The sequence below is a fragment of the Flavobacterium chungnamense genome (assembly GCF_039539165.1).
Lineage (GTDB): Bacteria > Bacteroidota > Bacteroidia > Flavobacteriales > Flavobacteriaceae > Flavobacterium > Flavobacterium chungnamense.
Map to the genome: position 1 here is coordinate 226,079 of NZ_BAABCS010000003.1, position 26,365 is coordinate 252,443.

Genomic DNA, 26,365 nt, shown 5'->3' on the forward strand with positions numbered 1-26,365 from the left:
AGATATTTCTTAAACTTTTAAACTCATAAACTTTTAAACAAATATAAAATGACAGCATATCAATGGTTTGTGTTTTTCCTAATTGTTCAACTAATCCACGGATTGGGAACATGGAAATTATATGAGAAAGCAGGAAGAAAATCTTGGGAAGCATTTATTCCGGTTTACAATTCGATAATTTTGATGAAAATTATAAATCGACCTACTTGGTGGACATTTTTATTGTTTATTCCGGTAATCAATCTAATGATGTTTCCTATTGTTTGGGTTGAAACCCTGAGAAGTTTTGGTAAAAATTCTTCAACTGATACTTTTCTTGGTGTGATTACTTGTGGGTTTTACATCTACTACATCAATTACACTCAGAATGTTGAATATATAAAAGATAGAAGTTTAACTCCAGCAACTAAAACTGGTGATACTGTAGGGTCTTTGCTTTTTGCAATCATTGTTGCAACTTTTGTTCATACTTATTTCATTCAGCCTTTTGTAATCCCATCATCCTCTTTAGAAAAATCTTTACTAATTGGTGATTTCCTATTTGTAAGTAAGCAAAATTATGGTGCAAGAACTCCTATGACAACTATTGCAGCGCCAATGGTTCATGATACCTTACCATTTATAAAGACAAAATCATATTCTACTTTTCCACAATTACCTTATTTTAGATTTCCTGGTTTTGAAAAAATAAAAAATAATGATATTGTAGTTTTCAATTGGCCAAGAGATACCTTATTCCATATGTATCTTCCAGCCGATAAAAGATACGACAAGCCCATCGATAAAAAGACAAATTATGTAAAACGCTGCGTTGGAATTCCTGGCGATAGTCTACAAATCAAAGATGGAATTGTTTTTATCAATGGGAAAGAATTGATTTTACCAGACAGAGCTAAACCTCAATATTCTTATAAAGTAACTTTAGATCCTAAATCTACAACAGATTTTGACGCTGTTTTCAAAGATTTAAATATTACTGATGGATATGGATTTGAAACTGCAGACAGAGATTCATTAACTATTCGTGCGCTTACATTTGAAAATGCAGAAAAACTAAAAACAGTTTCTGGAATTACTTCTATAAAAAGAAATATCAGAAAAGGTCGTGAAAACGGAATTTTCCCATGCAAACATCACGATGGTGCAGATGAAAGTAAAATTGCTTGGAGTGGTGATAATTATGGTCCTATTTACATTCCTCAAGCTGGTAAAACGGTTGCATTAAATTTAGAATCTCTTCCATTCTACAAGATTATTATCAATGAATATGAAGGAAATAAATTGAAAGTTGTTGGCAATGATATTTATATTAATAACAAAATAGCAACTACTTATACTTTCAAACAAAACTATTATTGGATGATGGGAGACAACCGTCATAACTCTTTAGATGCGCGTTATTTTGGCTATACTCCAGAAGATCATATAGTAGGAAAACCAATCTTTATTTGGATGAGTTGGGATTCAAATGGTCAAGGAATTATGAATAAAATTCGTTGGGAAAGATTGTTTACAACTGTGAGTGGTGAAGGTCAACCTCAATCTTATTTTAAATATTTCTTATTTTTATTAGCTGCCTATTTCGTTGGTGAATATTTCTGGACTAAGAGAAAAGCAAAAAAAACAGAATAGTTTATAGTTTATGGTTCATAGTTTTTGAACCATAAACAACAAAACATAAACAATGAATCATATAATTTTATATCCTACTTATTTCCCATCAATAAGTCAGTTTATTGTAATGGCCCAAGCAGACACGATTACGTTTGAAATGGAAGACAATTTCCAAAAACAAACTAATCGAAATAGAATGTATATTTATAGTCCGAATGGAATTCAATTGTTGAACGTTCCTATCAAACATAGTAAAGAACGTCATCAAAAAAGTAAAGATGTAAGAATTGAAAACGACTTTGATTGGCAAAAACAACATTTTAAATCGCTAGAAGCTGGCTACAGAAGTTCGCCTTTTTTTGAATATTTTGAAGATGAAATTGTTCCAATTTTTGAAAAAAAATATGAATTCTTAAAAGATTTAAATTTTGATACAATAACTTTAGTTTCAAAGTGTCTACGAAAGCCATTAACATATAGTGAAACTACCGAATATTTTCAAGAAGTTCGCAACTTTAATGACTTTAGAAATTTGGCTAATGGAAAAAAAGATACCACCATCATTACTCCATACACTCAAGTATTTGATGACAAGCATGGCTTTATAAACAATTTGAGTATTCTCGATTTACTTTTTAATGAAGGTCGTTATGCTTTAGATTATTTAAAAAATCAATCCTTATAATCACTCAATCATCAACCTAGCAATAATTGGATAATGATCAGAATTTTTGAAGTTTGGAAAGCTTTGAAAACTCTTAACTTGAATTGATTTGTCAGCAAAAATATAATCAATTCGTGCAGGATAATATTTGAAGTTATAGGTTTGACCAAAACCATTTCCTACTTCTTCAAAACAATCGTTCAGGTTTCCTTTAATACTTCTATAAACATACGAAAAGGCACTGTTATTCATATCTCCGCAAATAATCATTGGATACGAACACTCTTTTTTGTGTTTGACTAAAATCTCTGCTTGTAATTGCTGTTTTGTAAATGCTTTACTAATTCTTTTTACAACTAATTCCGATTTATGTTGGTTTATAGAATCAACATTGTCTTGCATTTCGTTAACATCTGGCGATATTTTAATGGATTGCAAATGCATATTATAAACACGAATGGTATCTTTTCCCTTTCTAATATCGGCATAAACGATTAGGTTATTAGATTCCGGAAACTCAATATTGCCTTTATCAATAATAGGATATTTTGAAAAAATAGCTTGACCTGTTCTAATTTTATTGCCTTGCATAAAAATAAACTTATGCTTGTAAACACGTAAATCTACATTAGCAGTTTCTGAATACTCTTGAATACAGAGAATATCTGGATTTTGATCATTAATAAATTGCTTAATCTCATCACCTACATTTTCCTTAGGCAACCATTGAAAAAGATTGAATAGTCGAACATTATAACTCATAACTACAAAATCCTTTTCTTCAAAAGTTTTTTCATTAGAAGAAAACTTGTAAAACTTATTAACGAAAGTAATACCTAGAATTAATACAATGCCAGAAAGCATCATTTGTCTTTTGATTTGAAACAACCAATAAATAAAAAACAGTCCGTTTAGTATTAAAAATAAAGGCAATATAAGTGTCAAAACTGATAAAAACGGAAAGAACTTTGGCGCAAGAAACGGCAAAACATAAGCAAGAAAAGTCAATACAGTCAAAACTATATTGAAAAAATACATTACTTTATTAAACCATGAGAGTTTCTTCATATTACATTGCCGCAAAGGCACTAAGACACAAAATTAATTTATCATAATCTGCAAAACTGAACACTTACTTACCAGCTTTAAACAAAAACTCCTTTTCTTCTGTGGTTAAACTATCATAACCCGATTGACTTATTTTATCTAAAATCTCATCAATTTGTTGTTGCGTTTTATCTTTTACTACTATCTTACTTTTAGTTGTAGCATTAGCTTTTTTTGTATTAACATGAACTTTTTTGAATGGTGTTGATTTGTTCGGTTGAAACAAATTAACAAAAAAATCAATTACTATGGTTACAATTCTACTTAAATCCGTTCCACTTTGAAGTAACTTGATATAAATAACTCCAAAAAAAGCACCAGCAATGTGCGCGATGTGTCCACCAGTATTTTCTATTAGAATCTGCATAACATCTAAAATAAGAATTACTGCAGTTATGTGCCATAGCTTTACATTTCCTATCAACAACAATCTAACATTCATCAATGGTTGATAGGTAGTTGCAGCAACTAATATAGATAAAACAGCTGCAGAAGCTCCAACAATTGGCGCATTAATTCCCAGCAAATAATAAGAAACAGCAAAAACCAAACCTGCAAAAATAGAACTCAAAATGTACAATCCTAAAAACTGCTTTTGTGTAAAAAAAGTCAAAAACAATCTTCCTGAGAAATTGAGCATTAGCATATTAAAAAACAAATGCCAAAATCCAGAATGAAGGAATGCATAAGTCAAAAATGTCCAAGGAAATATCAAAAAATTATTTGGATTCGAAGATAAAGCTAGCCATGATGGATAATCAAAATGGTTTTCCTTAAACTTAAAAAAAAGTACTAACGACAATAGAAAAACACCAACATTCCAATAAATAATTTTATTAGTGATGTCACCAATTTTGTATTGTAATTTTATATCATCAAATATCTTACTCATCTAGTTCCAACGATTATGTTTAAATTTTCTATTTCGCCAAATAATCATTAAAATGAAGCCTGTCAAAGCACCACCAACATGAGCAAAATGAGCTATTCCTCCACCTAGAATTGAAAAGCCTGTTACACCAGAGAAAAAATCCATAGCTACTAGTGCTGGAACAAAATATTTCGCTTTAATTGGAAATGGGATAAAAAGCAGCATTAGTTCAGCATTTGGAAGCATAAAGGCAAAAGCAGTCAATACTCCATATATAGCACCTGATGCGCCAACCATTGTCGAATTTACTTCAACAGCAGATTGATATAAAACTTCAAAATTTTCATTATTTAATAATGCTTCCTTATTTGAATTACGCAAAACTGAACGTAAACCACTTTCGAATAATTCTGGACTAAAGTAATTGTTTGCATTCATGTCTATATTCAATATCTGATGTAAATCTGATGCAGATAAATTCAAATTAGAAACTAAACTTAATGCCTCATGAATCTGATAATAATTTATTGCTAATTGTAATGCTGCTGCTCCTATTCCAGAAACAAAATAGAATAATAAAAATCGTTTTGGTCCCCAAAAATGTTCTAATGGGCTTCCAAAAAGATATAATCCATACATATTAAATAAAATATGAGTGAAATTAGGCATCGGAGCGTGCATAAACATATGTGTTATGGGTTGCCAAATTCTAAATTTATCTGATTCAGGATAATGAAGTGAGAATAATTCATATGCATTTGTATTTGGCAATTGACTTCCTATAAAAAAGATAATATTTATTATCAAAAGTTGTTTTACAACAGGTGTGATATTCATCATAGGGCAAATCGTTTATCAATATCTTCCACACGCATCGTGATGAAAGTAGGTTTTTGAAAAGGTGAAACATTTGGTTCTTTGCACGCAAAAAGATTATTAACTAAACTCTCTTGTTCTTTTTCAGTCAAATAAGTTCCAGTTTTTACAGCTAAACTTTTAGCCATAGACTTAGCAATCGTATCATTTTGACTAAAACTACTATCCGGAATTCCGTCTTGCAAATCGGAAAGTAATTGCTCTAAAACCATTGAAATTTCACTTTCTGTAGTATTTACAGGAATTCCCGAAATATGAATAGAGTCTGTATCAAAAGCTTCAAAAACGAATCCAGTGTTTTCTAAAGAAGGTTGCAATTCGGCTATCAATTTCAGTTCATTATTTGAAAAATACATCTGCAAAGGAAACAACAACTGCTGACTTGATGCTTGATGAACCGTCATATTCGTGAGAAATTGTTCATACAAAATACGTTGATGCGCACGACCTTGATCCATGATAACCATTCCAGACTTTATTGGACTTACAATGTATTTTTTATGAATTTGATAGGTTCTATTTATGGTTTGTTCTTCTTCTTTTTCGTCAAATAATGATGGTGTCACTTCTTCACTTTCAAATGAAAAAGTTTCTACTTCTGAAGTATCATTTTTCAATCCTACATACAAACTTTCCCAATTAGAACTAGAAACTTCCTGCTTTTTATAAGAATTAGAACCTCCAGAAGATTGTTTGGTTGGTTTTTCGTCGGCAAATGGATTAAAGGAACTATCTACTTGAACTGTTGGATATTCTGCAGTTTTATTTTGATATTGATATGGTGTATCTAAATTTGGATCTCTGTCAAAATCTAAAACTGGCGCTACATTAAATTGTCCTAAACTGTGCTTGATTGTGGAACGCAAAATCGCATACAAAGCATGTTCATCATCAAATTTAATTTCAGTTTTGGTTGGATGAATATTAATATCAATCGTATTTGGAGGAACATTTAAGTAAATAAAATACGTTGGTTGCGAACCATTAGGCAACAAACCTTCATAAGCAGCCATTACTGCATGATGCAAATAACCACTTTTTATGAATCTATCGTTTACAAAAAAGAATTGCTCGCCACGATTTTTCTTAGCAAATTCAGGTTTTCCCACAAATCCTTCAATAGTTACAATTTCAGTTTCTTCTTGAATTGGAACCAATTTTTCATTGGTTTTACCAGAAAAAACATTCACAATTCGCTGACGATAATTAGAATTTGGAAGATTAAACATTTCACTTCCATTGTGATACATTGTGAAATAAATGTTTGGATGTGCTAACGCTACACGTTGAAATTCATCAACAATATGACGAAATTCAACCGTTTCCGATTTAAGAAAATTACGTCGTGCCGGAATATTAAAAAACAAATTCTTCACAGCAAATGAAGTTCCTTTTGGTAAAACTGATGGATCTTGCGAAATAAATTTACTTCCTTCAATAATTATGTGAGTTCCAAGTTCGTCTAGCTCTTGTTTGGTTTTCATTTCTACATGAGCAATAGCAGCAATAGATGCTAAAGCTTCACCTCGAAAACCTTTGGTATGTAACGAAAATAAATCTTCCGCTTGACGAATTTTAGAAGTTGCATGGCGTTCAAAACACAATCTTGAATCGGTAACACTCATTCCTTTTCCGTTATCAATAACTTGAACTAACGATTTTCCGGCATCTTTTATAATTAATTTTATATCCGTTGCTCCTGCATCAACGGCATTTTCCAGTAATTCTTTTACTACAGAAGCTGGACGCTGAACCACTTCGCCAGCGGCAATTTGGTTGGCAACATGATCGGGAAGTAATTGAATTATACTAGACATTTATTTGTATATGGTTTGGTGTTTATTGTTCATGGTTAAAAACCAAAGTTAGCAAATTTAATGAAAATCTATTGTTTATTATAGTTAACAACTTACTAAAAAAGAAAAAACCTACTCTTTGAAAAAGTAGGTTTAAACTTTATGTTTTATAACTTGAGTTAGAATTACTTATTTTCAGAATTTCTTCTTAAATCAGCCATTTTTATGGCAGCAATTGCCGCTTCTGTTCCTTTATTTCCATGAATTCCTCCACTTCTATCGATAGATTGTTGCTCGTTATTATCAGTAAGCAAACAAAATATCACCGGAACGTCAGTTTGAACATTCAAATCTTTAATTCCTTGAGTTACGCCTTCACAAACAAATTCAAAATGCATTGTTTCACCTTTAATAACACAACCAATCGTAATTACGACATCAACTTCTTGTGTTACAATCATGCGTTGTGCGCCATAAACCAGTTCAAAACTTCCTGGAACATTCCAACGAATTATATTTTCTTGCGAAGCACCACAATCTAAAAGAGCATCTAAAGTTCCTTTATAAAGTCCTTCTGTGATGTGGTCATTCCATTCTGAAACAACAATTCCAAATCGAAAGTCTTTCGCATTTGGCAATTTAGTTTTATCGTATTGAGAAAGATTTTTGTTTGCAGTAGCCATCTTAATTAAAATTTGAGTTAAATGTAAAAAAAAACGAATTAAAAATTGAAACCAATTCTTAATTCGTAATTTTCAATTTGTAATTAAATTACTGAGCCATCCCAATTAAAGCATCAATTTGTTGTGCTTCTGGTGCAGTCTCATATTTTTCTTTGATTTGAGTAAAATATTTCAAAGCATCCGATTTTTTACCTAACGCTAAAGCCGTTTGTCCTGCTTTATATAAATATCTTGGAGTTGTAAACTCATTTACATTTTGTTCAGAAGCTTTAACGTAAAAATCTAAAGCTTTTTGTGTGTCATTCTTTTGAGCGTAAGCATCACCAATAGCTCCAGTTGCAATCGCACCTAAGAAAGCATCTTTAGATGAAAATTTCTCAAGATATTTGATCGCATCATCATATTTTTTAAGGTTTAGAGAAGCAATACCTGCATAATAGTTTGCTATATTTCCAGAATCAGTACCAGAATATTGGTCAGCGATACCAGGAGCTCCTTGTTTTCCTTCAGAACCTTTAAGAACTAGAGTATATAATGAATCTTGTTTTTTAACATCAGTAGCATCAGTAGCTAATTGAAAATTCTGTTGCGCAACAAATAAATCTTCAGTAGCATCAACTTGTTTTGGTTCAGCAATAAATCTTTGGTAAGATAAATAACCAATAGTTACAAGAGCAACAGCTCCTAAAAATCCTAAAATATATTTTTGGTTTTTTGCAACAAAATCTTCTGTTTTCGATGCTGTTTCATCTAATGCGTCAAATGCTTTTGCAGTTGCACTATCCTTAGCATCAACGTTTGGTGTATCTTCAATAAAATTAGCGTCTACTTTTTCTTCTTTTTCTTTTGGTGCTTTGTAACCTCTCTTATTATAAGTTGCCATTTAAATTTAATTTAGTGTGCGCAAAAATAAAATTTTTATTGATAATTAAAAGCGATTTTTGTCGATATTTTTCAATAATTTGCACCCACCAAAAAAAAGAGAACTAATTTTTTCTCTTTTTCTAGCAATAGTAAGCCATCACAAATGTTTTTAAAAAAAATTTCTTTATTCAATTATAAAAATTTTTCGGAAGCTTCCTTCGAATTTGATTCTAAAATCAATTGTTTTGTTGGAAAAAATGGTATTGGAAAGACCAATGTGCTTGATGCAATCTATCATTTAGCCTACGGAAAAAGCTATTTTAATCCGTTAGCGGTTCAAAATATTAAGCATAATGAGGAGTTTTTTGTGGTTGATGGCGAATTTGAAAAGTTGGAAAGAAATGAGCAAATTGTAAGTAGTTTCAAAAAAGGTCAGAAGAAAATCCTAAAAAGAAACGGAAAACCTTACGAGAAATTTTCAGATCATATTGGATTTATTCCACTAGTAATTATTTCACCGGCTGACAATGACTTAATTATTGAAGGAAGTGAAACTCGTCGAAAATTTATTGACAGTGTTATTTCGCAATTGGATTCCTCCTATTTGCAAGAATTAATTCAATATCAAAAAATTATTAGTCAACGAAATGCTTTGCTAAAATATTTCGCTCTAAATCATGTATTTGAAACGGATACTTTATCTATTTATAATGAACAATTAAATGATTTAGGTCAGAAAATTTTCGAAAAGAGAAAACAATTTATTGATGATTTTTTACCTATTTTTAATAAACATCATCAAGCTATTTCTGGTTCAGAAGAAAAAGTTCAATTGGTTTATGAAAGTCATTTATTTGAAGGGACAACTCTGCATTTATTGGAGCAAAACTTAGCGAAAGACAGGGCATTGCAATATACTTCTGTTGGAATTCACAAAGATGATTTAGCCTTTCAAATTGATGATTTTCCTATTAAAAAATTTGGTTCACAAGGACAGCAAAAATCATTTTTAATCGCGCTCAAATTAGCTCAATTTGAATTCGTAAAAAAACAAAGCGGCGAAAAACCTATTTTGCTTTTTGATGATATTTTCGACAAACTGGATGAAACTCGTGTGAGTAAAATTGTAGCAATGGTAAACCAAGAGGAATTCGGACAACTATTTATCTCAGATACACATCCTGAACGTACAGAAAACATAGTAAAAACAACCCATCAGAGTTATAAAATATTTAGTTTGTAACATTTGTTATATTGTTCTATTTTTACTTCTTTAATTTTGTTGCTTAAAAAAACATTATGAAAAAATTTATTTCCCTTTTAGTCGTAGTAACATTATTTGCAAGCTGTCAAGGTCAAAACGCTAAAGCAATTCAAACTATTGATTCTAAAGCGTATTCAGAAAAACTTGCATCTTCTGAAAACCCTCAATTATTAGACGTTAGAACTCCACAGGAATATGCTGTTGAACATCTTGAAAATGCTACAAATGTTAATTGGAACGGAAGTGATTTTACTTCAAAAGTTGAAAAATTAGACAAATCAAAACCTGTTTTTGTTTATTGTAAAGTTGGAGGAAGAAGCAGTCAAGCAGCCAATAAGTTATCCGAACTTGGATTTAAAGAAATCTACAATTTAGATGGCGGAATCATGAAATGGCAGGGAAAGAAAACTTCAAATACAGCGGTAACTCCCAAGGGATTATCGGTTTCAGAATTTGAAAAATTAATCAATTCCGACAAAAAAGTAATCATTAATTTTTCGGCTAAATGGTGTGCGCCATGTAAAAAAATGGCACCTTATTTAACCCAAATGCAAGAAGAATTAAAAGGTAAAATATCATTAATTAGATTAGATGCCGATGAAAACAAAACTTTGTTGGAAACTATGAAACTTGATGAATTACCGGTAATTTTAATTTATGAAAATGGTAAAGAAACTTGGAGACATTTAGGCTATTTATCGGAAGAAGATTTGAGAAAACAGTTGTAATATAGTTGGGAGTTTGAAGATGGAAGTTTGAAGTGATTTCTTAACTACTAACCTTTTAAACTCATAAACTCATAAACTTAAAAAATGATAACACAAGAAGCCCTTCAGTTTTTAGAGGATTTAATTGCAAACAACAACACCGAGTGGATGCATGCCAATAAAAAACGCTATGAAAGTTATAAAAAAGACTATCATAGTTATATCGCATCAATTTTGGCAGAAATGAAACTTTTGGATCCAACATTAGAACCTTTGGAAGTTAAGAATTGTACTTTTCGAATCAATCGAGATATTCGTTTTTCTAAGGATAAATCGCCTTACAAAACCAACATGGGTGTTTGGTTTACACAAAATAAAAACAGAAAAAATAGTCCTGGATATTACATTCATTTTGAAAAAGGAAGTTGCTTCATCGCTGGCGGTGTTTGGTGTCCAGAACCAAATGAGTTAAAATTAATTCGTAAAGAAATAGAATTTTTTCACGATGATTTAGAAGCTATTGTTGCAGATAAAACGTTTAAAAATGAGTTTAAAGAACTGACTAGAGACGAAAGCAATACTTTGAAAAAAGCACCAAAAGATTTTGATCCAAATCATCCAGCGATTGAATTTTTAAAATTGAAAAGCTATACAGCTTCTCAAAAAATTGACGAAAAACTTTTTACAAAACCTGATTTTAGCAAAGTAATATCTCAAAAACTAATCGCACTAAAACCGATGAACGACTTTTTGAGAAGAGCTTTAGAAACAACGGATTAAAATCCCAAAAAAGAAATACCAAATTCCAATTTTCTCTTTGCGAACTTTGCGAAAAACTTTGCGAACTTTGCGGTAAAATTTCAAACAAATGCAAATCCACAATAATTTCTCCTTAAAAAAATACAACACTTTTGGTATTGAAGCCAAAGCCAAACAATTCGTAGCGGTTCATAATCTTGATGAATTGAAATCTGTTTTAGAAAATCACGCTTCAGATAAGAAATTCATTCTTGGTGGCGGAAGCAATATGCTTTTAACTCAAGATATTGATGCTTTGGTAATTCATGTTGATTTGAAAGGAAAAAAAATCATCAAAGAAGACGACGATTTTGTTTGGGTTGAAAGTCAAGCAGGCGAAAATTGGCACGAATTCGTACTTTGGACCATCAATCAAAACTTAGGTGGATTAGAAAACATGTCCTTGATTCCTGGTAATGTTGGTACAACTCCAGTTCAAAATATTGGTGCTTACGGAACCGAAATTAAAGACACTTTTGTTTCGTGTGAAGCCATGAATATTCTATCACAAGAAATGAAATCCTTCACAAAAGAAGATTGCAATTTTGGCTATAGAGAAAGTGTTTTCAAACAAGAAGCAAAAGATAAATATGTCATTACTTCTGTGGTTTTCAAACTCACAAAACGCAATCACAAAATCAACACTTCGTATGGTGATATTACAAAAGGATTAGAAAACCAAAACGTTACAACTCCAACATTAAAAGACGTTTCTAATGCTGTGATTGCCATTCGCCAAAGTAAATTACCCGATCCAAAAGAACTTGGAAATAGTGGAAGTTTCTTTAAAAATCCGATTATTTCAAAAGAATTATTCGAAAAAGTACAACAAAAATTTCCAGAAGTAAAATTCTTTGAAGTTTCACCAACGGAAGTAAAAGTTCCTGCAGGTTGGCTCATAGAACATTCTGGATTAAAAGGTTACCGAAAAGACGACGCAGGAGTTCATAAAAACCAAGCACTAGTTTTAGTAAATTACGGAAATGCAACCGGACAAGATATTCTAAATCTATCGAAATACGTTCAAAAAACGGTTTTCGATAAGTACGGAATTGAAATTGAGGCTGAAGTGAATGTGATATAATTATGAATTTATCAAAAGAATTTCATGAACAAGGCTTTCATGTTGTAAATAATGTGTACGATAAAGATGAAATTAATACAATTTCAAATTTCATCAGTAATTTAGATTCAACAAATCCGATTTTTAGAAAAACTGATGATTTATTTGCAATTAGACAATTCGTTAAAGAGTTTCCGGAAATTAAGAAATTACTTTTCAATGAAAATCTTAAAGGGATAATAAAGAACATTAGTGGTGAAGACTATTTTATTGTAAAATCGATTTATTTTGACAAACCTGAAAAATCTAATTGGTTTGTTTCCTATCATCAAGATTTAACTATTTCTGTTGACAAAAAAATTGAAGATAAAAAATTTTCTAATTGGACAAAAAAGCACAATCAATTTGCAGTTCAACCTCCTGAAGAAATATTAGAGAATATATTCACAATAAGAATTCATTTGGACGAGACCAATAAAGATAATGGTGCATTAAAAGTTTTAAAAAAATCTCACTTAAAATCAATTTGTAGAATCGATTCAATAGATTTCGAAAAAGAAATAGAAGTTTTTTGCAATGTTAAATCAGGTGGCATAATGCTGATGAAACCTTTACTTTTTCATGCTTCAAATAAAACTACAAATGATAAAAATAGACGTGTCATTCATATAGAATTTTCAAATAAAGAGTTGCCTCAAAATCTACAATGGTCTGAATTTTCCCAGATTGAAAATTTCACTTCCCATAATTCGTAATTCAAAATTGAATTTCATACTTTTGCAATCGTTTTTAAATAAGACCATAAAGCCATTATGTTACTAATTTTACTTTGTTTATTCATTGCGGTTGTAGTTGTTCAATTCCTATATTATGTAGTGTTTTTTGGTAAATTTTCTTTTGCTAAACCACAAACCTCTACACCAAAAAGAGTTCCGATTTCAGTTATTGTCTGTGCCAAAAACGAAGAAGAAAATGTAAAAAATTTCGTTCCCTTATTAGCTGAACAAAATTATCCAGATTACGAAATTGTGCTTATTGACGATGCGTCAAGTGATGAAACTTTAGAAATTTTTGAAGCTTTTGAAAAACAATATTTTAATATTAAATTAGTAAAGGTAGAAAATAACGAAGCCTTTTGGGGAAATAAAAAATTTGCGCTAACACTTGGAATTAAGGCTGCTAAAAACGAATACCTACTTTTTACTGACGCCGATTGTTACCCAAAATCTAACGATTGGATTAAAGAAATGTCAGCCCAATTCACCCAACAAAAAACCATTGTATTAGGTTATGGCGCTTACGAAAAAATTAAAAATTCGTTTCTAAATAAAATCATCCGTTTTGAAACCTTATTGACGGCAACGCAATATTTTTCATGGGCAAAATTAGGAAAACCTTACATGGGAGTTGGTCGAAATATGGCCTACAAACGTGAAGAATTTTTCAAAGTTCGCGGTTTTATGGATCACATGAAAATCCGTTCTGGAGATGATGATTTGTTCATTAATCAAGCGGCAAATGCCAAAAATACAACCGTTTGTTACACACCAGAAAGTTTTACTTTTTCTAAGCCAAAAACTACTTTTAAAGATTGGTTTACTCAAAAAAGAAGGCATGTTGCCACTGCACAACATTATAAAGCATCCGACAGAACGCAATTAGCAATTTTTTATGCTACCCAATTATTATTTCTAATTTTACCAATAATCCTTTTAGCATTTCAATTTCAATGGATTATTGTACTAAGTTTGATAGGTTTCCGTTATCTTTTTGCATGGTTATCACTTGGATTTGCAGCTGGAAAACTAAAAGAAAAAGATGTAATTTACTGGTTTCCAATTATCGAAATCGTTTTAATAGTCACGCAACTTAACGTTTTCATCACCAATACCTTTTCAAAACCAGTTCAGTGGAAATAAATCCGTACATAGAAAAAGCCAAAAAAGGCGATCAAGTTGCCTTCACTTACCTACTCGACCATTATTGGAATGAGGTCTATGGATTCATGCTAAAACGTACTGAAAATGAAACAGATGCAGAAGATATTACTATAGAAACATTCTCAAAAGCATTCGATAAATTAACCACTTACAATCCTGAATTTCAATTCAATACTTGGTTAATAGCCATTGCAAAAAATGTTCATATTGATTTACTTCGCAAAAAAAAATCAACCCTTTTCGTAGAAATCACTGACGAAGAAGACCAACAAGCTTATAATATAGCTGACACATCTCCAACGGCTGAAGATGAATTGATTACAGAGCAAAATTTATCACAACTTTTACAATTCATAAAAGAATTAAAACCTCATTATCAAGAAGTTATACAGCTTAGATACTTTCAAGAAATGAGTTATCAAGAAATTTCCGAACAACTTAACGAGCCTTTAAGCAACGTCAAAATCAAACTCCTTCGCGCCAAAAAACTATTGGCAGAAATCATTCAAACAAAGCGTTAGTTTTTTTTGAAACGATTGGCTTGGTTCCTTTTGGGTTCCATTTTCCTGCTTTCCATTGCAATCTTTGTTTATCAACAAAGGATTTCCATTGCAATCAGGGTTAATTTGTAAGCGTATTGAAGCGAGCTACAGATTAACAAAAACACACCGTAAACTTCATTTCTTAAATAATAGTTTATACTTATTACAATTTTCTTACAAAAATCACACAATATTGGAATAATCTTTGCGTTATTAAAACAAGAAACAGATTTGAATAATTTTACAAAGTTTTTGAAATCTAAAATCTAATATCTAAAGCTTATGTAACATCGATACTTAACAATTAAAACTATAAATTATGTCAAACTTAAGTATCTTTGAAAAAAAGTGGTTAGACCTTGTATTTGAAGGTAAAAACCAAGAGTATGGTGCATACAAATTACGTCAAGACAGCACCAAAACAACCATTATTGCATTCTTCTCTGGAATTCTTTTTATTGGTTTTGTTTCAGGAATTGGTATGTTATTTAGTTCCTTCGGACCTAAACCTATAATTAGACCAGAAAAACCTCTTGATACAATTATCAAAGTTGATATTTACGTAGAACCTAAAACAGATGAGCCAAAACCTGCTGAACCAATTATTAATAATAGTGCTCCAGTAGAAAAAGTTCCAAATAATCAAAATTATGTTGTAGCTCGGAAAGAAGAAGCTAAAGAACCTATTCCAATAACTTCTGAATTGCCAAATATCAATACTCCAATTGGTACTCCAGGAACAGGAACTCCGGGAACACCAGGTGTAATTGATGGTGGTGGAACAGAACCAAAACCAGTAGTAATTACTCCAAAAGGACCCGTTCCTTCAGCTGAATTAGACAAACAACCTTTTTTTCCTGGTGGAATTAAAAAATTCTATGAGTATGTCGGAACAAACTTTGAAAAACAAAATATTGATGAAGAAGAAGGTCAAGCAATAAGAGTTTTAGTTTCTTTTGTAATTGAAAAAAATGGATCAATGACAGATATCGAAGTAACAAGAAAAACAACTCCTGAAATTGATAAAGAAGCTATTAGAGTTTTAAAATCTTTAAAAACTAAATGGGCTCCTGGAATTAAAAATGGAGAACCTGTAAGAACACAGTTTACGCTACCAATTACTGTAATGCTGTAAATTATTGATTCCTGACTTGTAACTCAAGTCAATAAATGTGAGAACTGCTTTGATAAAACAAAGCAGTTTTTTTTTGAAACAAAGTATAAATATTTCTTAATGAAGAAAAATCTGAAATAGAATAATCAAAATCTAAAATCTACATTCGTATCTTTGCATTTCAAAAAAATTGAATATGGAAACGGCTACTGAAAATAACCTTCCAATTGGAAAACCAAAATGGCTAAAAGTAAAGTTGCCTATTGGTCAAAAATATACCGAACTTCGTGGATTAGTTGACAAGTACAAACTAAATACTATCTGTACCTCAGGAAGTTGCCCAAATATGGGTGAATGTTGGGGTGAAGGAACAGCAACATTCATGATTTTAGGAAATATTTGTACGCGTTCTTGCGGATTTTGTGGTGTAAAAACTGGACGTCCAGAAAACGTTGATTGGGACGAGCCAGAAAAGGTAGCGCGTTCTATAAAAATAATGAACATTAAACATGCAGTTATAACCAGTGTCGATAGAGATGACTTGAAAGATATGGGTTCAATTATATGGTTAGAAACTGTTCAAGCCATTCGCAGAATGAATCCAAATACAACTTTAGAAACTTTAATTCCAGATTTTCAAGGAAATACAAGAAATATTGATCGTATTATTGAAGCCAATCCTGAAGTTGTTTCACACAATATGGAAACGGTTAGAAGGTTAACTCGCGAAGTTAGAATTCAGGCAAAATATGATAAAAGTTTAGAAGTATTAAGATATCTGAAAGAAAAAGGTATCCGAAGAACTAAATCAGGAATCATGTTGGGCTTAGGCGAAACAGAAGCAGAAGTTATCGAAACTATGCAGGACATTCGTAACCAAAATGTTGATATTATAACTATTGGTCAATATTTACAACCTAGTAAAAAGCATTTACCTGTAAAAGAATTCATTACTCCTGAACAATTTGAAAAATACGAAAAATTAGGTAAAGAAATGGGATTCCGTCATGTAGAAAGTGGTGCATTAGTTCGTTCTTCTTATCATGCTGAAAAACATATTTTATAATAAATGTCAAAAGATTTAGCCAACCAACAAGCAGCCATTAATGCAACCTATTTTAGTTTAATAGGCAATGCTTCTTTAGCTGTAATTAAAGGATTGGCAGGTTTTTTTGGAAATTCATACGCTTTAATTGCTGATGCAATTGAATCAACAACCGATATTTTTTCTTCTTTTTTAGTGCTATTTGGAATCAAATATTCCAGCAGACCAGCAGACGAAAATCATCCTTATGGTCACGGCCGTGCAGAACCTTTGATAACATTTATTGTAGTTGGTTTTTTAATAACATCTGCCACAATTATTGCGTACGAAAGTATTTTAAACATTGGCACACCTCACGAATTACCTAAATCTTGGACCTTAATCGTGTTAGGATTAATAATTGTTTGGAAAGAAATATCTTTTCAATTAGTTATGAAAAAAAGTATTGAAACTAATAGCTCTTCATTAAAAGCAGATGCTTGGCATCATAGAAGTGACGCAATAACATCAATAGCAGCGTTTATAGGTATTTCTATTGCACTTTTTCTTGGAAAAGGATACGAATCTGCAGACGATTGTGCTGCGCTTTTTGCCTCTGGTTTTATTTTATATAACAGCTATTTAATTTTCAGACCTGCTTTGGGCGAAATAATGGATGAGCATTTATATGATGATTTAGTTGAAGAAATAAGAACAGTTTCCCATCAAGTGAAAGGTGTAATTGACACTGAAAAATGTTTTATAAGAAAAGCCGGAATGAAATACCACGTAGACTTACATGCTATTGTTGACTCAAATATTTCTGTAAAAGAAGGTCATGATATTTCACATCGTTTAAAAGATACTTTGCGTGAAGAAATTCCACAATTAGGTCACGTTTTAATACACATAGAACCAAATGATTAAAACAAAAATTGCCATAAATGGTTTTGGAAGAATTGGAAGAAATCTTTTCAGATTACTTATCAATCACCCAAATATTGAAGTTGTTGCCATAAATGATATTGCTGACAATAGAACTATGGCACATTTAATAAAATATGACAGCATTCATGGTGTTTTACCTTATCAAGTTTCATTTGATGAAAGATCAATAATCGTTGATGGAAAATCGTATACTTTTTATCACGAAAAAGAAATTTCAAATCTAAATTGGAATGGAATCGATATTGTTATTGAATCCACAGGAAAATATAAAACTTTTGAAGAAATTAATAATCACATCGTTTATGGTGCCAAAAAAGTAATTCTTTCAGCACCTTCTGAAGTTCCCGAAATTAAAACTGTGGTTCTTGGTGTAAATGAGAATATACTTGACGGAAGTGAAATTATTATTTCAAATGCAAGTTGCACAACAAATAATGCAGCTCCAATGATGAAAGTCATTAATGATTTATGTGGTATTGAACAAGCATACATCACAACTGTTCACTCATATACAACTGATCAAAGTCTTCACGACCAACCTCATAAAGATTTACGTCGTGCTCGTGGCGCAAGTCAATCCATTGTACCTACAACTACTGGTGCAGCAAAAGCATTGACTAAAATTTTTCCGGAAATGGAAGGAAAAATTGGAGGTTGTGGCATTAGAGTTCCTGTTCCAGATGGTTCTCTAACTGATATTACTTTTAATGTAAAACGAGCTGTTTCTATTGAAGAAATAAATGAAGCATTTTTAAAAGCATCTCAAACTAATTTAAATGGAATTTTAGATTACACAGAAGATTCTATTGTTTCTGTTGACATTATTGGCAATAGAAATTCTTGTCTTTTTGATTCACAATTAACTTCTGTAATTGATAAAATGGTAAAAGTTGTTGGTTGGTATGACAATGAAATTGGTTATTCATCGAGAATAATTGATTTAATACTACTTATTCAAAAATAATTTCTTTATTTTAGACCTCGCAAAAAAGGAATTTTCCTATTATGAGGCATATTTTTGTTTTATTTTTTTTACTTCCTATAATTTCATTTTCTCAAAAAAAAACAACTGAGAAAATAGATAGTACTAGTTATTATATTGATTTAGTGAAGTTTAATCAAAAAAATAGCAACTATAGAAACTGCCTTAACTATTCTCAAAAAGCACTAGATTTTGCAAACAAATCCAACAATCAAAAATCAATTGCCGATAGTTATTCCAATTTAGGAGTTATATACTTAGAATTAAAAAAAATTGATGATGCCATAAATGTTTTTGTAAAAAGTATTGCAATTTATGCCACATTACCTTTCTCTTCTCAACAAGCATTAACTCATTATAGTATTGGTGTATGTTATCTTGAGAAGAATAATTTGGCAATGGCAGAGAAGAATTTCAATACAGCTGGAGTAATTTATGAGAAGATAAAAATTCCAGATGCAATTGAAATGCTAAATCTCCAAAAAGGAATAGTTTACAAAGAAAAAGGAAAGATTGATTTAGCAATGCCTTTATTTGAAAAAATCATCATAAAAAAAGACACAACAGATACTTACAAAACTAAAGCTGAAGCATTATATCAAGTTGGAACAATTGAATTTGGAAAAAAGAGGTATAACTTAGCTATTAATTATTTCAATAGAGCACTTGAAATAAACAAGAACAATTTAGAACAAAAAGCCAATATTCTTTTAGCACTAAGTGAGTGTTTTGAGAAATCTATGAATGTTGAAAAATCTCACTATTTATTGAAACAATATCTAAAGCTTAAAGATAGTTTGAAGTATTTAAATGATAAAAAAATAGGAAATGAAGATTTTGTTTCTTTCAAAGATTCTGAAAAGTTAAAACTAATTGAACAAATTGATAAAGACAACAAAAATCAACAAAAAGCGAATACTTTTGCTAAGTTAATAAGTATACTAGCTATTGCATTAATATCAATTTTGTCACTTTTAAGTTTGTCACTATACAAAAACAACGTCTTAAGAACGCAATCTAATTCTTTACTAAAAGAAAAAAACAAAGAACTTGAAATAGCTAAAGAAAATGCTGAAAAGGCAACTAAAGCACGTTCTGAATTTCTTTCTACCGTAAGTCATGAATTGCGAACTCCTTTAAATGCTATTAATGGCATAACTCATTTATTATTAGAAGAGAACCCAAAAGATAGCCAATTGAATTATCTTAATTCATTGAAATTCTCAGGAAATTATTTAATAGCTTTTATAAATGACATTTTAGAGATTAATAGAATTGAATCAGAAAGAATACCAATTGAACAAATTAATTGCGATTTAAAACTTCAATTATCCAATATTCAAAAATCTTTTAAGGAAATTGCTCAAGAAAACAATAATACATTTATCTTAGAAATTGAAGATACTATTCCCGATAATTTAATTTGTGATCCTACAAAGCTGTCTCAAATTTTCATTAATCTAATTAGTAATTCATTAAAATTTACTAAAAATGGTTATGTAAAACTAATTGCTAAACTTGAAAAAGTTGAAGATAAAAAAATACAAATCCAATTTAGAGTTTCTGATAATGGAATTGGAATACCTGAAGATAAGCAAAATGAAATTTTTGAAAGCTTTTCTCAAGGTTCAATTGAAATTAATAGAAAATATGGTGGCACTGGACTTGGACTGGCCATTGTAAAACGACTAATCGAATTATTGGGAGGCACAATTCAAATTAATAGTAAAGTTGGATTGGGGACCACTTTTTCATTTTCGCTTCCATTCGAAGTTGGTCAAAATGAAATCGTAGAAATAAAAGAGCAAGCCATAGATAATGCCGCAATTGAAAACAAGAAAATTCTATTGGTAGAAGATAATAAAATCAATCAAATGATTACCAAAAAAATGATTGAAAACAAAGGTATGTTCTGCAAAATATTAGATAATGGTGAGGATAGCGTAACCTATTTGAAACAAAAAAATGATTATGATTTAGTTTTAATGGACGTTCACTTACCTGGAATAAATGGCACAATAGCAACACAACAAATTAGAGAATTCAATACTGAAATTCCAATTATTGCGCTTACAGCAATTTCACTAAATGAAAATAGAGAAATGCTCCTTTCTTATGGAATGAATGATGTAATCACCAAACCATTTGATCCAGAGCAATTTTACAAAATAATAGCCAATAATTTATTATAAAAAAAAGACGCTCATCAAAAGCGTCTTTTTTTTAATATTGTTTTATTAATTCTCTTATGAGTAATCTAACACTTGGTTCGGCTTTTTGAGCAGCTTTTAGAACCTCCTCGTGGTTTACTTCTTCAATATTTTCTTCGTCTCCCATATCTGTAATTACCGAAAGTCCAAAAGTTTCTAATTCCATATGGCGTGCAACAATAACTTCTGGTACGGTAGACATTCCAACGCAATCAGCTCCAATATTTTTTACCATCTTGTATTCTGCTAATGTTTCAAAAGTTGGTCCTTGTAAACCCATATAAATTCCATCATGAACTTCTATATTGGCTTCACTTGCAATCGCTTTTGCCTTTGAAATCATCTTCAAACTATAAGGTTCGCTCATGTTTACAAATCTTGGTCCAAAACGTTCGTCATTTTTTCCACGCAATGGATGCTCTGGCATCATATTGATATGATCTTTTATTAAAACAATTGAGCCAACTTCATATTTAGGATTAACACCACCTGAAGCGTTGGATACTATCAATTTCGTAACACCCAAATATTTCATAACTCTCACAGGAAAAGTCACTTGCTTCATATCGTAGCCTTCATAAAAATGAAATCTTCCTTGCATAGCAACAACTTTTTTATCACCAATTGTTCCAAAAACTAAAGCGCCTTTGTGACCTTGAACGGTTGATACAGGAAAATTAGGAATTTCAGAATAAGGCAACATAAAATCAATTGCAATATCGTCAGTAAAACTTCCTAATCCTGAACCTAAGATTACCCCATATTCTGGTGTGAAACCTGTTTTTTCTTTGATATAATTAACGGTTTCTTGTACTTGTACCCACATAATTTAAAATTGTTTGGTTAAAATCATCACCTTTAGAAATGAAACTACTTTTAATAGGTAAATAAAAAAGTGATTTCAAATTTTGATTTTTCAATCTAACGTAATCCTTTTCTGTTGTGATAATCAACTTATTACTTGCTTTATTTTTAATTTCTTCAATATCTTTTTCTGAAAAATGATGATGATCTGGATAAACCATTTTTACATTTTTTTCAGCCTGCAAATATGCAAAAAAGGGCTCGGGTTTAGCTATTCCTGCTAAAAGTAATTTATCAACATCAATTATCTCTTCAACTTTTTTAGATTCAAATTCGTTATAAACTTCAGAATCATAATCTATAAAACTAAAAAAGATTGGAACATTTAATCCTATCTTTTTAATGATATTTTGTTGTGCAAGTTCCGATAAATCTTTTGGACATTTTGTGACAATTATCACGTTAGCTCTTTTTGCACCACTTTTGCTCTCTCTCAAATTGCCAGTTGGCAAGATAAAATCTTTAAAATACAAATCATTATATGAAGAAAGTAAAATATATAATCCAGCTTTTACTTTTCTATGCTGAAAAGCATCATCTAATAAAATAACTTCTGGTTTATTATCTAATTTTAATAATTGTTCTATTCCATTTTTTCTTTGAGTATCGACTGCTACATGAATATTTGGAAATTTTTGATGAATTTGAAATGGTTCATCACCCAAGATTTCAGCATTTGAATTTGAATCAGCCAAAACAAAACCTTCCGATTTTCTTTTGTAACCACGACTTAAGGTAGCAATTTTATAATTTGACGAAAGCAAACGAATTAAATACTCAATTTGAGGTGTTTTACCAGTTCCACCAACACTAAGGTTTCCGACGGCAATTATAGGAATATCAAACGAATAGGATTTCAAAATTCCTTTATCAAAAAGAAAGTTTCTGATGGAAGTTATCCAACCATAAAGAATTGAAAAAGGAAAAAGTAAATACCTTAAAATAATCATAGTACGAAAGTATAATTTTTTATCTTTGAATTGAAATTATTTTTGTAAAATGAACCTAGATATTAAACTATTTTTTGCTTTTATCTTTTGTTTTCAAATTGGATTTAGCCAAGAAAACAATGATGTTGCAATTTTAAAAGTGCTTTTATCAAAATATTACGCCAACGAAAAAGTAATTGTAAAAAATAGATTGCAATTATTGAGTTTCTATTGTAATAAAGCTCCTAATAATGAAGAAACTTTAGAAGTAATTGCTAAAAGCGATTTACTAAAGAAAAACGCACAAGAAATTAAAAATCAAATTAATATCAAACTAAACGAAAATTGGACAAAAGAATTTGATTTACTTTTTACAGATCAAAATCAATATTTGAAAAGTAAAGTCAATAATTGCTTGAGTTTTGAAGAGTTTCAGAAAGTTTCTGATAGATTTCATGACAACAATCAAAGGTTAATGATTGTAAGCAAACCAATGTATTTTGCACAAAAATATTGTTTGGTAAAAGTTGCTTTTTATAGAAGTATTGAGCATAATTCAGGTAGTTTTTTATTATTTGAAAATACCAATGGAGTTTGGAATATTAAAGAAGTTTTAAATGAATGGGCAACTTGATTTAGATTGCATTTACAGATATCAGATTGCAGAACACAAAATAAATTATGAAAACAAAAGAAATACTCACAATTCTTGAAGAAATGGCTCCTTTGGCTTATGCTGAAGATTTTGACAATGTAGGATTATTGATTGGAAATCAAAACGATGAAGCTACTGGAGTTTTAGTTTGTCATGATGCTCTTGAAAGCGTTATTGATGAAGCTATTGCCAAAAAATGCAATTTGGTAGTTTGCTTCCATCCAATCCTTTTCAGTGGCTTGAAGAAAATTACTGGGAAAAATTATGTAGAACGTGCTGTTTTAAAAGCCATTAAAAATGATATAGCCATTTATGCCGTTCACACTGCTTTGGATAATCATAAGAATGGTGTCAACAAAATTTTCTGTAATGCTTTGGGTTTGAAGAATACTAAAGTGTTAGTTCCTAAACAAAATTTCATTCAAAAGTTGGTAACTTATACCATTCCTGAGAATGTTGAAAAAGTACGTAATGCTTTATTTGATGCTGGTGCTGGAAAAATTGGCAACTATGAAGATTGCAGTTTCAACTCTCAAGGAATTGGAACTTACATGGGAAATGAAAATAGCAATCCCGAAATTGGAGAGCGATTTGAATTTGTCGAAGCACAAGAAATTAAAATAGAAGTTACTTTTGAAAAACATTTGCAAAGTAAAATTCTGAAAGCTCTTTTTTCTAATCATGTTTATGAAGAAGTAGCTTATGAAATTTACGATTTACAAAATTCTCATCAAAATATTGGTTTAGGAATGATTGGTGAACTCGAAAATCCAATGTCTGAAATTGACTTTTTGGAATTTGTAAAAGACAAAATGCAGTGTGGAGGAATTCGTCATTCGCAATTACTTGGAAAACGAGTTAAAAAGATTGCAGTTCTTGGTGGTTCGGGAAGTTTTGCAATAAAAAACGCAATTCAAGCCAATGTTGACGTTTTTTTAACATCTGATTTGAAATACCACAACTTTTATGAAGCTGAAAATCAGATAGTTTTAGCCGATATTGGTCACTTTGAAAGCGAAAGATATACAAAAAATTATATTGTTGATTTTCTTAAAGAAAAAATTACTAATTTTGCAATCGTTTTATCAGAAGAAAATACAAATCCAGTTAAGTACTTATAAAATATGGCTACTACAAAAGAATTGAGCGTTGAAGAAAAATTAAGAGCGCTTTACGATTTACAAATAATCGATACTAGAATTGACGAAATCAGAAATGTAAGAGGTGAATTGCCTTTAGAAGTGGAAGATCTTGAAGATGAAGTAGCAGGTTTGACTACTCGTTTAGAAAAACTACAAAGCGATTTAGTAACTATTGAAGATAGTATTAAAGCTAAAAAGAATGCTATTGAAAATCATCAAGCAGCAATCAAAAAATATACTGAACAACAAAAAGATGTTCGTAACAATAGAGAATTCAACTCTTTAACTAAAGAAGTAGAATTTCAAGATCTTGAGATTCAATTAGCTGAAAAGCAAATTAAAGAATTGAAAGCTTCAATTGAGCACAAAAAAGAAGTGGTTTCAAATTCTAAAGAAAAATTAGAACAGAAAACAACTCACTTAAAGCACAAAAAAGCTGAATTGAACGACATTATGGCTGAAACTCAAAAAGAAGAATCTTTCTTGACAGAAAAATCAGCTGAATATGAGCAACAAATTGAAGATCGTTTATTAGCTGCTTACAAAAGAATCCGTTCTAGTGTTAGAAATGGTTTGGCTGTAGTTTCTATTGAACGTGGAGCATCTGCTGGTTCATTCTTTACTATTCCTCCACAAACACAAGTTGAAATTGCTTCAAGAAAAAAAATCATCACTGATGAGCATTCTGGAAGAATTTTAGTTGATGCATCGTTGGCAGATGAAGAAAGAGAAAAAATGGAAAAAATATTCGCAAAAATGTAATATCTTGAATCCCGATTAACGTCGGGATTTTTTTATGGAAAAAAGTATTCAATTTGTTGTTGTAAAAAGTGTTGGATTTTATATTAATACACTTAGTTATATTGCTCCAAAAAAAGCATTTGCATTAGCGTATAAACTCTTTAGTCAACCGAGAAAAGGCAGAATTACTGAACACAAAATTCCGAAAACATTACTTAAAGCAGAACATGTTAGCCATAAGCACAATGATCATGAATTTCAAACTTATATTTGGAAAGGTAATGAAGAAATCATTCTATTGATTCACGGTTGGGAAAGCAACGCATCTCGTTGGAAAAAATTACTTACACATTTAAAGAAAACTAGCAAAACAATTATTGCAATTGATGGTCCAGCTCATGGAAAAAGTAGTGGGAAAGAATTTAATGTTCCGACTTATGCTGAATTCATTGATGTTGTTGTTCAAAAATATAATCCAAAAATTGCTATTGGTCATTCTATTGGTGGCAATGCAATTGCTTATTTTCAGGCACACTACAATCATAATTTTGAAAAGATAGTTTTACTAGGTGCGCCTTCAGATTTTAAAGTGATTTTAAATAATTACATTAAAATGTTAAGTCTAAACAAACGTATTCATCAATCTTTAATTGATTACACTAAGAAAAGATTCAATCTAACTATAGATGATTTTTCGGCTTCTAAATTCTTAAAAAATAGTACAATTGAAGGAATTGTAGCTCATGATGTTCAAGACACTGTGGTTTTATTTGAAGAAGGAAAAAAGATTTCAAAAGCTTGGGAAAAAGCACAATTTATTGAAACAAAAGGACTTGGACACAGTATGCATGATGCTTATTTGTATCAAACTATAGTAGATTTTATTCAAAAGTAATTTTTCTACAAATTATTTTATCAAGCATTCTAATCCCGAATACTCGGGACTGAAATCTGAAAAATAAATCTA

26 protein-coding genes are annotated in these 26,365 nt (G+C 30.6%); 18 read left to right on the forward strand and 8 right to left on the reverse strand.

Annotated elements, in window-relative coordinates:
* The first annotated feature begins 48 nt into the window (after window positions 1–48).
* Together lepB and ABD771_RS01680 are read left to right on the forward strand one after the other, a co-directional pair.
* Window positions 49–1,632, forward strand: a complete 1,584-nt coding sequence (gene lepB, locus ABD771_RS01675) for a signal peptidase I (RefSeq protein ID WP_345089721.1) — start codon at window positions 49–51, stop codon at window positions 1,630–1,632.
* A gap of 52 nt (window positions 1,633–1,684) precedes the next feature.
* On the forward strand, window positions 1,685–2,299 hold the full coding sequence (locus ABD771_RS01680; protein ID WP_345089724.1) for a WbqC family protein: 615 nt from the start codon (window positions 1,685–1,687) through the stop codon (window positions 2,297–2,299).
* Here the strand turns inward: ABD771_RS01680 and ABD771_RS01685 are convergent, their stop codons facing one another.
* The 6 genes from ABD771_RS01685 to ABD771_RS01710 form a co-directional block, all read right to left on the reverse strand.
* On the reverse strand, window positions 2,300–3,346 hold the full coding sequence (locus ABD771_RS01685) for an endonuclease/exonuclease/phosphatase family protein (protein ID WP_298308334.1): 1,047 nt from the start codon (window positions 3,344–3,346) through the stop codon (window positions 2,300–2,302).
* 64 nt (window positions 3,347–3,410) lie between these two features.
* Entirely contained in the window at window positions 3,411–4,277 is an 867-nt protein-coding gene (locus ABD771_RS01690; protein ID WP_345089729.1) for a rhomboid family intramembrane serine protease, read from the reverse strand.
* A complete protein-coding gene (locus tag ABD771_RS01695; RefSeq protein ID WP_345089732.1) occupies window positions 4,278–5,096 on the reverse strand; it encodes a rhomboid family intramembrane serine protease in 819 nt (272 codons plus the stop codon).
* Window positions 5,093–6,949, reverse strand: a complete 1,857-nt coding sequence (gene mutL / locus ABD771_RS01700) for a DNA mismatch repair endonuclease MutL (RefSeq protein ID WP_345089735.1) — start codon at window positions 6,947–6,949, stop codon at window positions 5,093–5,095. The genes ABD771_RS01695 and mutL overlap by 4 nt, the downstream gene beginning before the upstream one ends.
* A 164-nt stretch (window positions 6,950–7,113) precedes the next feature.
* Window positions 7,114–7,611: a 6,7-dimethyl-8-ribityllumazine synthase gene (gene ribH / locus ABD771_RS01705; RefSeq protein WP_345089738.1), complete on the reverse strand. Its 498-nt coding sequence runs from the start codon at window positions 7,609–7,611 to the stop codon at window positions 7,114–7,116.
* Window positions 7,612–7,699: 88 nt separating this feature from the next.
* Window positions 7,700–8,494, reverse strand: a complete 795-nt coding sequence (locus ABD771_RS01710; protein WP_345089741.1) for a tetratricopeptide repeat protein — start codon at window positions 8,492–8,494, stop codon at window positions 7,700–7,702.
* A 144-nt stretch (window positions 8,495–8,638) separates the two neighbouring features.
* Here ABD771_RS01710 and recF point away from each other — a divergent pair, with 144 nt between their 5' ends.
* From recF to ABD771_RS01770, 12 genes are all read left to right on the forward strand, one after another.
* On the forward strand, window positions 8,639–9,718 hold the full coding sequence (gene recF, locus ABD771_RS01715; RefSeq protein WP_345089743.1) for a DNA replication/repair protein RecF: 1,080 nt from the start codon (window positions 8,639–8,641) through the stop codon (window positions 9,716–9,718).
* Between the two features lie 56 nt (window positions 9,719–9,774).
* Window positions 9,775–10,467 carry a rhodanese-like domain-containing protein gene (locus ABD771_RS01720; RefSeq protein ID WP_345089745.1) on the forward strand — a complete coding sequence of 231 codons (693 nt, stop codon included), beginning with the start codon at window positions 9,775–9,777 and terminating at the stop codon, window positions 10,465–10,467.
* An 84-nt stretch (window positions 10,468–10,551) separates the two neighbouring features.
* Entirely contained in the window at window positions 10,552–11,226 is a 675-nt protein-coding gene (locus ABD771_RS01725) for a DUF2461 domain-containing protein (protein WP_345089748.1), read from the forward strand.
* Window positions 11,227–11,314: 88 nt separating this feature from the next.
* A complete protein-coding gene (murB, locus tag ABD771_RS01730) occupies window positions 11,315–12,328 on the forward strand; it encodes a UDP-N-acetylmuramate dehydrogenase (RefSeq protein ID WP_345089751.1) in 1,014 nt (337 codons plus the stop codon).
* A 2-nt stretch (window positions 12,329–12,330) separates the two neighbouring features.
* Window positions 12,331–13,062: a phytanoyl-CoA dioxygenase family protein gene (locus ABD771_RS01735; protein WP_345089754.1), complete on the forward strand. Its 732-nt coding sequence runs from the start codon at window positions 12,331–12,333 to the stop codon at window positions 13,060–13,062.
* Between the two features lie 57 nt (window positions 13,063–13,119).
* The gene (locus ABD771_RS01740; RefSeq protein WP_345089758.1) at window positions 13,120–14,226 is read left to right on the forward strand and encodes a glycosyltransferase; all 1,107 of its coding nucleotides are present in this window, start codon (window positions 13,120–13,122) and stop codon (window positions 14,224–14,226) included.
* On the forward strand, window positions 14,217–14,768 hold the full coding sequence (locus ABD771_RS01745) for an RNA polymerase sigma factor (protein ID WP_345089761.1): 552 nt from the start codon (window positions 14,217–14,219) through the stop codon (window positions 14,766–14,768). The genes ABD771_RS01740 and ABD771_RS01745 overlap by 10 nt, the downstream gene beginning before the upstream one ends.
* Before the next feature lie 340 nt (window positions 14,769–15,108).
* Window positions 15,109–15,924: an energy transducer TonB gene (locus ABD771_RS01750; RefSeq protein WP_345089764.1), complete on the forward strand. Its 816-nt coding sequence runs from the start codon at window positions 15,109–15,111 to the stop codon at window positions 15,922–15,924.
* A 175-nt stretch (window positions 15,925–16,099) separates the two neighbouring features.
* Window positions 16,100–16,969: a lipoyl synthase gene (lipA, locus tag ABD771_RS01755; RefSeq protein WP_298308373.1), complete on the forward strand. Its 870-nt coding sequence runs from the start codon at window positions 16,100–16,102 to the stop codon at window positions 16,967–16,969.
* Between the two features lie 3 nt (window positions 16,970–16,972).
* Entirely contained in the window at window positions 16,973–17,854 is an 882-nt protein-coding gene (locus ABD771_RS01760) for a cation diffusion facilitator family transporter (RefSeq protein WP_345089769.1), read from the forward strand.
* The gene (gap, locus tag ABD771_RS01765; RefSeq protein ID WP_345090052.1) at window positions 17,850–18,839 is read left to right on the forward strand and encodes a type I glyceraldehyde-3-phosphate dehydrogenase; all 990 of its coding nucleotides are present in this window, start codon (window positions 17,850–17,852) and stop codon (window positions 18,837–18,839) included. The genes ABD771_RS01760 and gap overlap by 5 nt, the downstream gene beginning before the upstream one ends.
* Before the next feature lie 41 nt (window positions 18,840–18,880).
* Window positions 18,881–21,049: an ATP-binding protein gene (locus tag ABD771_RS01770; protein ID WP_345089772.1), complete on the forward strand. Its 2,169-nt coding sequence runs from the start codon at window positions 18,881–18,883 to the stop codon at window positions 21,047–21,049.
* Window positions 21,050–21,080: 31 nt separating this feature from the next.
* On the opposite strand, the gene ABD771_RS01775 is transcribed toward ABD771_RS01770, so the two are convergent.
* Both ABD771_RS01775 and lpxK read right to left on the reverse strand, forming a co-directional pair.
* Window positions 21,081–21,893: a purine-nucleoside phosphorylase gene (locus ABD771_RS01775; protein ID WP_345089775.1), complete on the reverse strand. Its 813-nt coding sequence runs from the start codon at window positions 21,891–21,893 to the stop codon at window positions 21,081–21,083.
* On the reverse strand, window positions 21,865–22,881 hold the full coding sequence (gene lpxK, locus ABD771_RS01780; protein WP_345089778.1) for a tetraacyldisaccharide 4'-kinase: 1,017 nt from the start codon (window positions 22,879–22,881) through the stop codon (window positions 21,865–21,867). The genes ABD771_RS01775 and lpxK overlap by 29 nt, the downstream gene beginning before the upstream one ends.
* A 49-nt stretch (window positions 22,882–22,930) precedes the next feature.
* Here lpxK and ABD771_RS01785 point away from each other — a divergent pair, with 49 nt between their 5' ends.
* The 4 genes from ABD771_RS01785 to ABD771_RS01800 are packed head-to-tail and all read left to right on the forward strand — an operon-like array spanning window position 22,931 to window position 26,293.
* Window positions 22,931–23,494 (forward strand): hypothetical protein, encoded by a 564-nt coding sequence (locus ABD771_RS01785; RefSeq protein WP_345089782.1) that lies wholly within the window; start codon window positions 22,931–22,933, stop codon window positions 23,492–23,494.
* Window positions 23,495–23,541: 47 nt separating this feature from the next.
* Complete coding sequence (locus tag ABD771_RS01790) at window positions 23,542–24,636, forward strand: Nif3-like dinuclear metal center hexameric protein (protein ID WP_345089785.1); 1,095 nt, start codon at window positions 23,542–23,544, stop codon at window positions 24,634–24,636.
* A 3-nt stretch (window positions 24,637–24,639) separates the two neighbouring features.
* Window positions 24,640–25,419, forward strand: a complete 780-nt coding sequence (locus ABD771_RS01795) for a zinc ribbon domain-containing protein (protein WP_345089788.1) — start codon at window positions 24,640–24,642, stop codon at window positions 25,417–25,419.
* A 34-nt stretch (window positions 25,420–25,453) separates the two neighbouring features.
* Window positions 25,454–26,293 carry an alpha/beta fold hydrolase gene (locus ABD771_RS01800; protein ID WP_345089792.1) on the forward strand — a complete coding sequence of 280 codons (840 nt, stop codon included), beginning with the start codon at window positions 25,454–25,456 and terminating at the stop codon, window positions 26,291–26,293.
* Window positions 26,294–26,365 lie beyond the last annotated feature (72 nt).

Bases quoted from the DNA above. Each gene is read 5' to 3' on its own strand.
- ABD771_RS01690 (WP_345089729.1), bottom strand. From the start codon at position 4,277: ATGAGTAAGATATTTGATGATATAAAATTACAATACAAAATTGGTGAC.
- ABD771_RS01735 (WP_345089754.1), top strand. From the start codon at position 12,331: ATGAATTTATCAAAAGAATTTCATGAACAAGGCTTTCATGTTGTAAAT.
- ribH (WP_345089738.1), bottom strand. From the start codon at position 7,611: ATGGCTACTGCAAACAAAAATCTTTCTCAATACGATAAAACTAAATTG.
- ABD771_RS01710 (WP_345089741.1), bottom strand. From the start codon at position 8,494: ATGGCAACTTATAATAAGAGAGGTTACAAAGCACCAAAAGAAAAAGAA.
- ABD771_RS01795 (WP_345089788.1), top strand. From the start codon at position 24,640: ATGGCTACTACAAAAGAATTGAGCGTTGAAGAAAAATTAAGAGCGCTT.
- ABD771_RS01725 (WP_345089748.1), top strand. From the start codon at position 10,552: ATGATAACACAAGAAGCCCTTCAGTTTTTAGAGGATTTAATTGCAAAC.
- ABD771_RS01720 (WP_345089745.1), top strand. From the start codon at position 9,775: ATGAAAAAATTTATTTCCCTTTTAGTCGTAGTAACATTATTTGCAAGC.
- ABD771_RS01770 (WP_345089772.1), top strand. From the start codon at position 18,881: ATGAGGCATATTTTTGTTTTATTTTTTTTACTTCCTATAATTTCATTT.
- ABD771_RS01760 (WP_345089769.1), top strand. From the start codon at position 16,973: ATGTCAAAAGATTTAGCCAACCAACAAGCAGCCATTAATGCAACCTAT.
- lpxK (WP_345089778.1), bottom strand. From the start codon at position 22,881: ATGATTATTTTAAGGTATTTACTTTTTCCTTTTTCAATTCTTTATGGT.
- mutL (WP_345089735.1), bottom strand. From the start codon at position 6,949: ATGTCTAGTATAATTCAATTACTTCCCGATCATGTTGCCAACCAAATT.
- ABD771_RS01775 (WP_345089775.1), bottom strand. From the start codon at position 21,893: ATGTGGGTACAAGTACAAGAAACCGTTAATTATATCAAAGAAAAAACA.
- ABD771_RS01680 (WP_345089724.1), top strand. From the start codon at position 1,685: ATGAATCATATAATTTTATATCCTACTTATTTCCCATCAATAAGTCAG.
- lepB (WP_345089721.1), top strand. From the start codon at position 49: ATGACAGCATATCAATGGTTTGTGTTTTTCCTAATTGTTCAACTAATC.
- ABD771_RS01790 (WP_345089785.1), top strand. From the start codon at position 23,542: ATGAAAACAAAAGAAATACTCACAATTCTTGAAGAAATGGCTCCTTTG.
- ABD771_RS01695 (WP_345089732.1), bottom strand. From the start codon at position 5,096: ATGATGAATATCACACCTGTTGTAAAACAACTTTTGATAATAAATATT.
- ABD771_RS01685 (WP_298308334.1), bottom strand. From the start codon at position 3,346: ATGAAGAAACTCTCATGGTTTAATAAAGTAATGTATTTTTTCAATATA.
- ABD771_RS01785 (WP_345089782.1), top strand. From the start codon at position 22,931: ATGAACCTAGATATTAAACTATTTTTTGCTTTTATCTTTTGTTTTCAA.
- ABD771_RS01750 (WP_345089764.1), top strand. From the start codon at position 15,109: ATGTCAAACTTAAGTATCTTTGAAAAAAAGTGGTTAGACCTTGTATTT.
- ABD771_RS01740 (WP_345089758.1), top strand. From the start codon at position 13,120: ATGTTACTAATTTTACTTTGTTTATTCATTGCGGTTGTAGTTGTTCAA.
- ABD771_RS01800 (WP_345089792.1), top strand. From the start codon at position 25,454: ATGGAAAAAAGTATTCAATTTGTTGTTGTAAAAAGTGTTGGATTTTAT.
- murB (WP_345089751.1), top strand. From the start codon at position 11,315: ATGCAAATCCACAATAATTTCTCCTTAAAAAAATACAACACTTTTGGT.
- lipA (WP_298308373.1), top strand. From the start codon at position 16,100: ATGGAAACGGCTACTGAAAATAACCTTCCAATTGGAAAACCAAAATGG.
- recF (WP_345089743.1), top strand. From the start codon at position 8,639: ATGTTTTTAAAAAAAATTTCTTTATTCAATTATAAAAATTTTTCGGAA.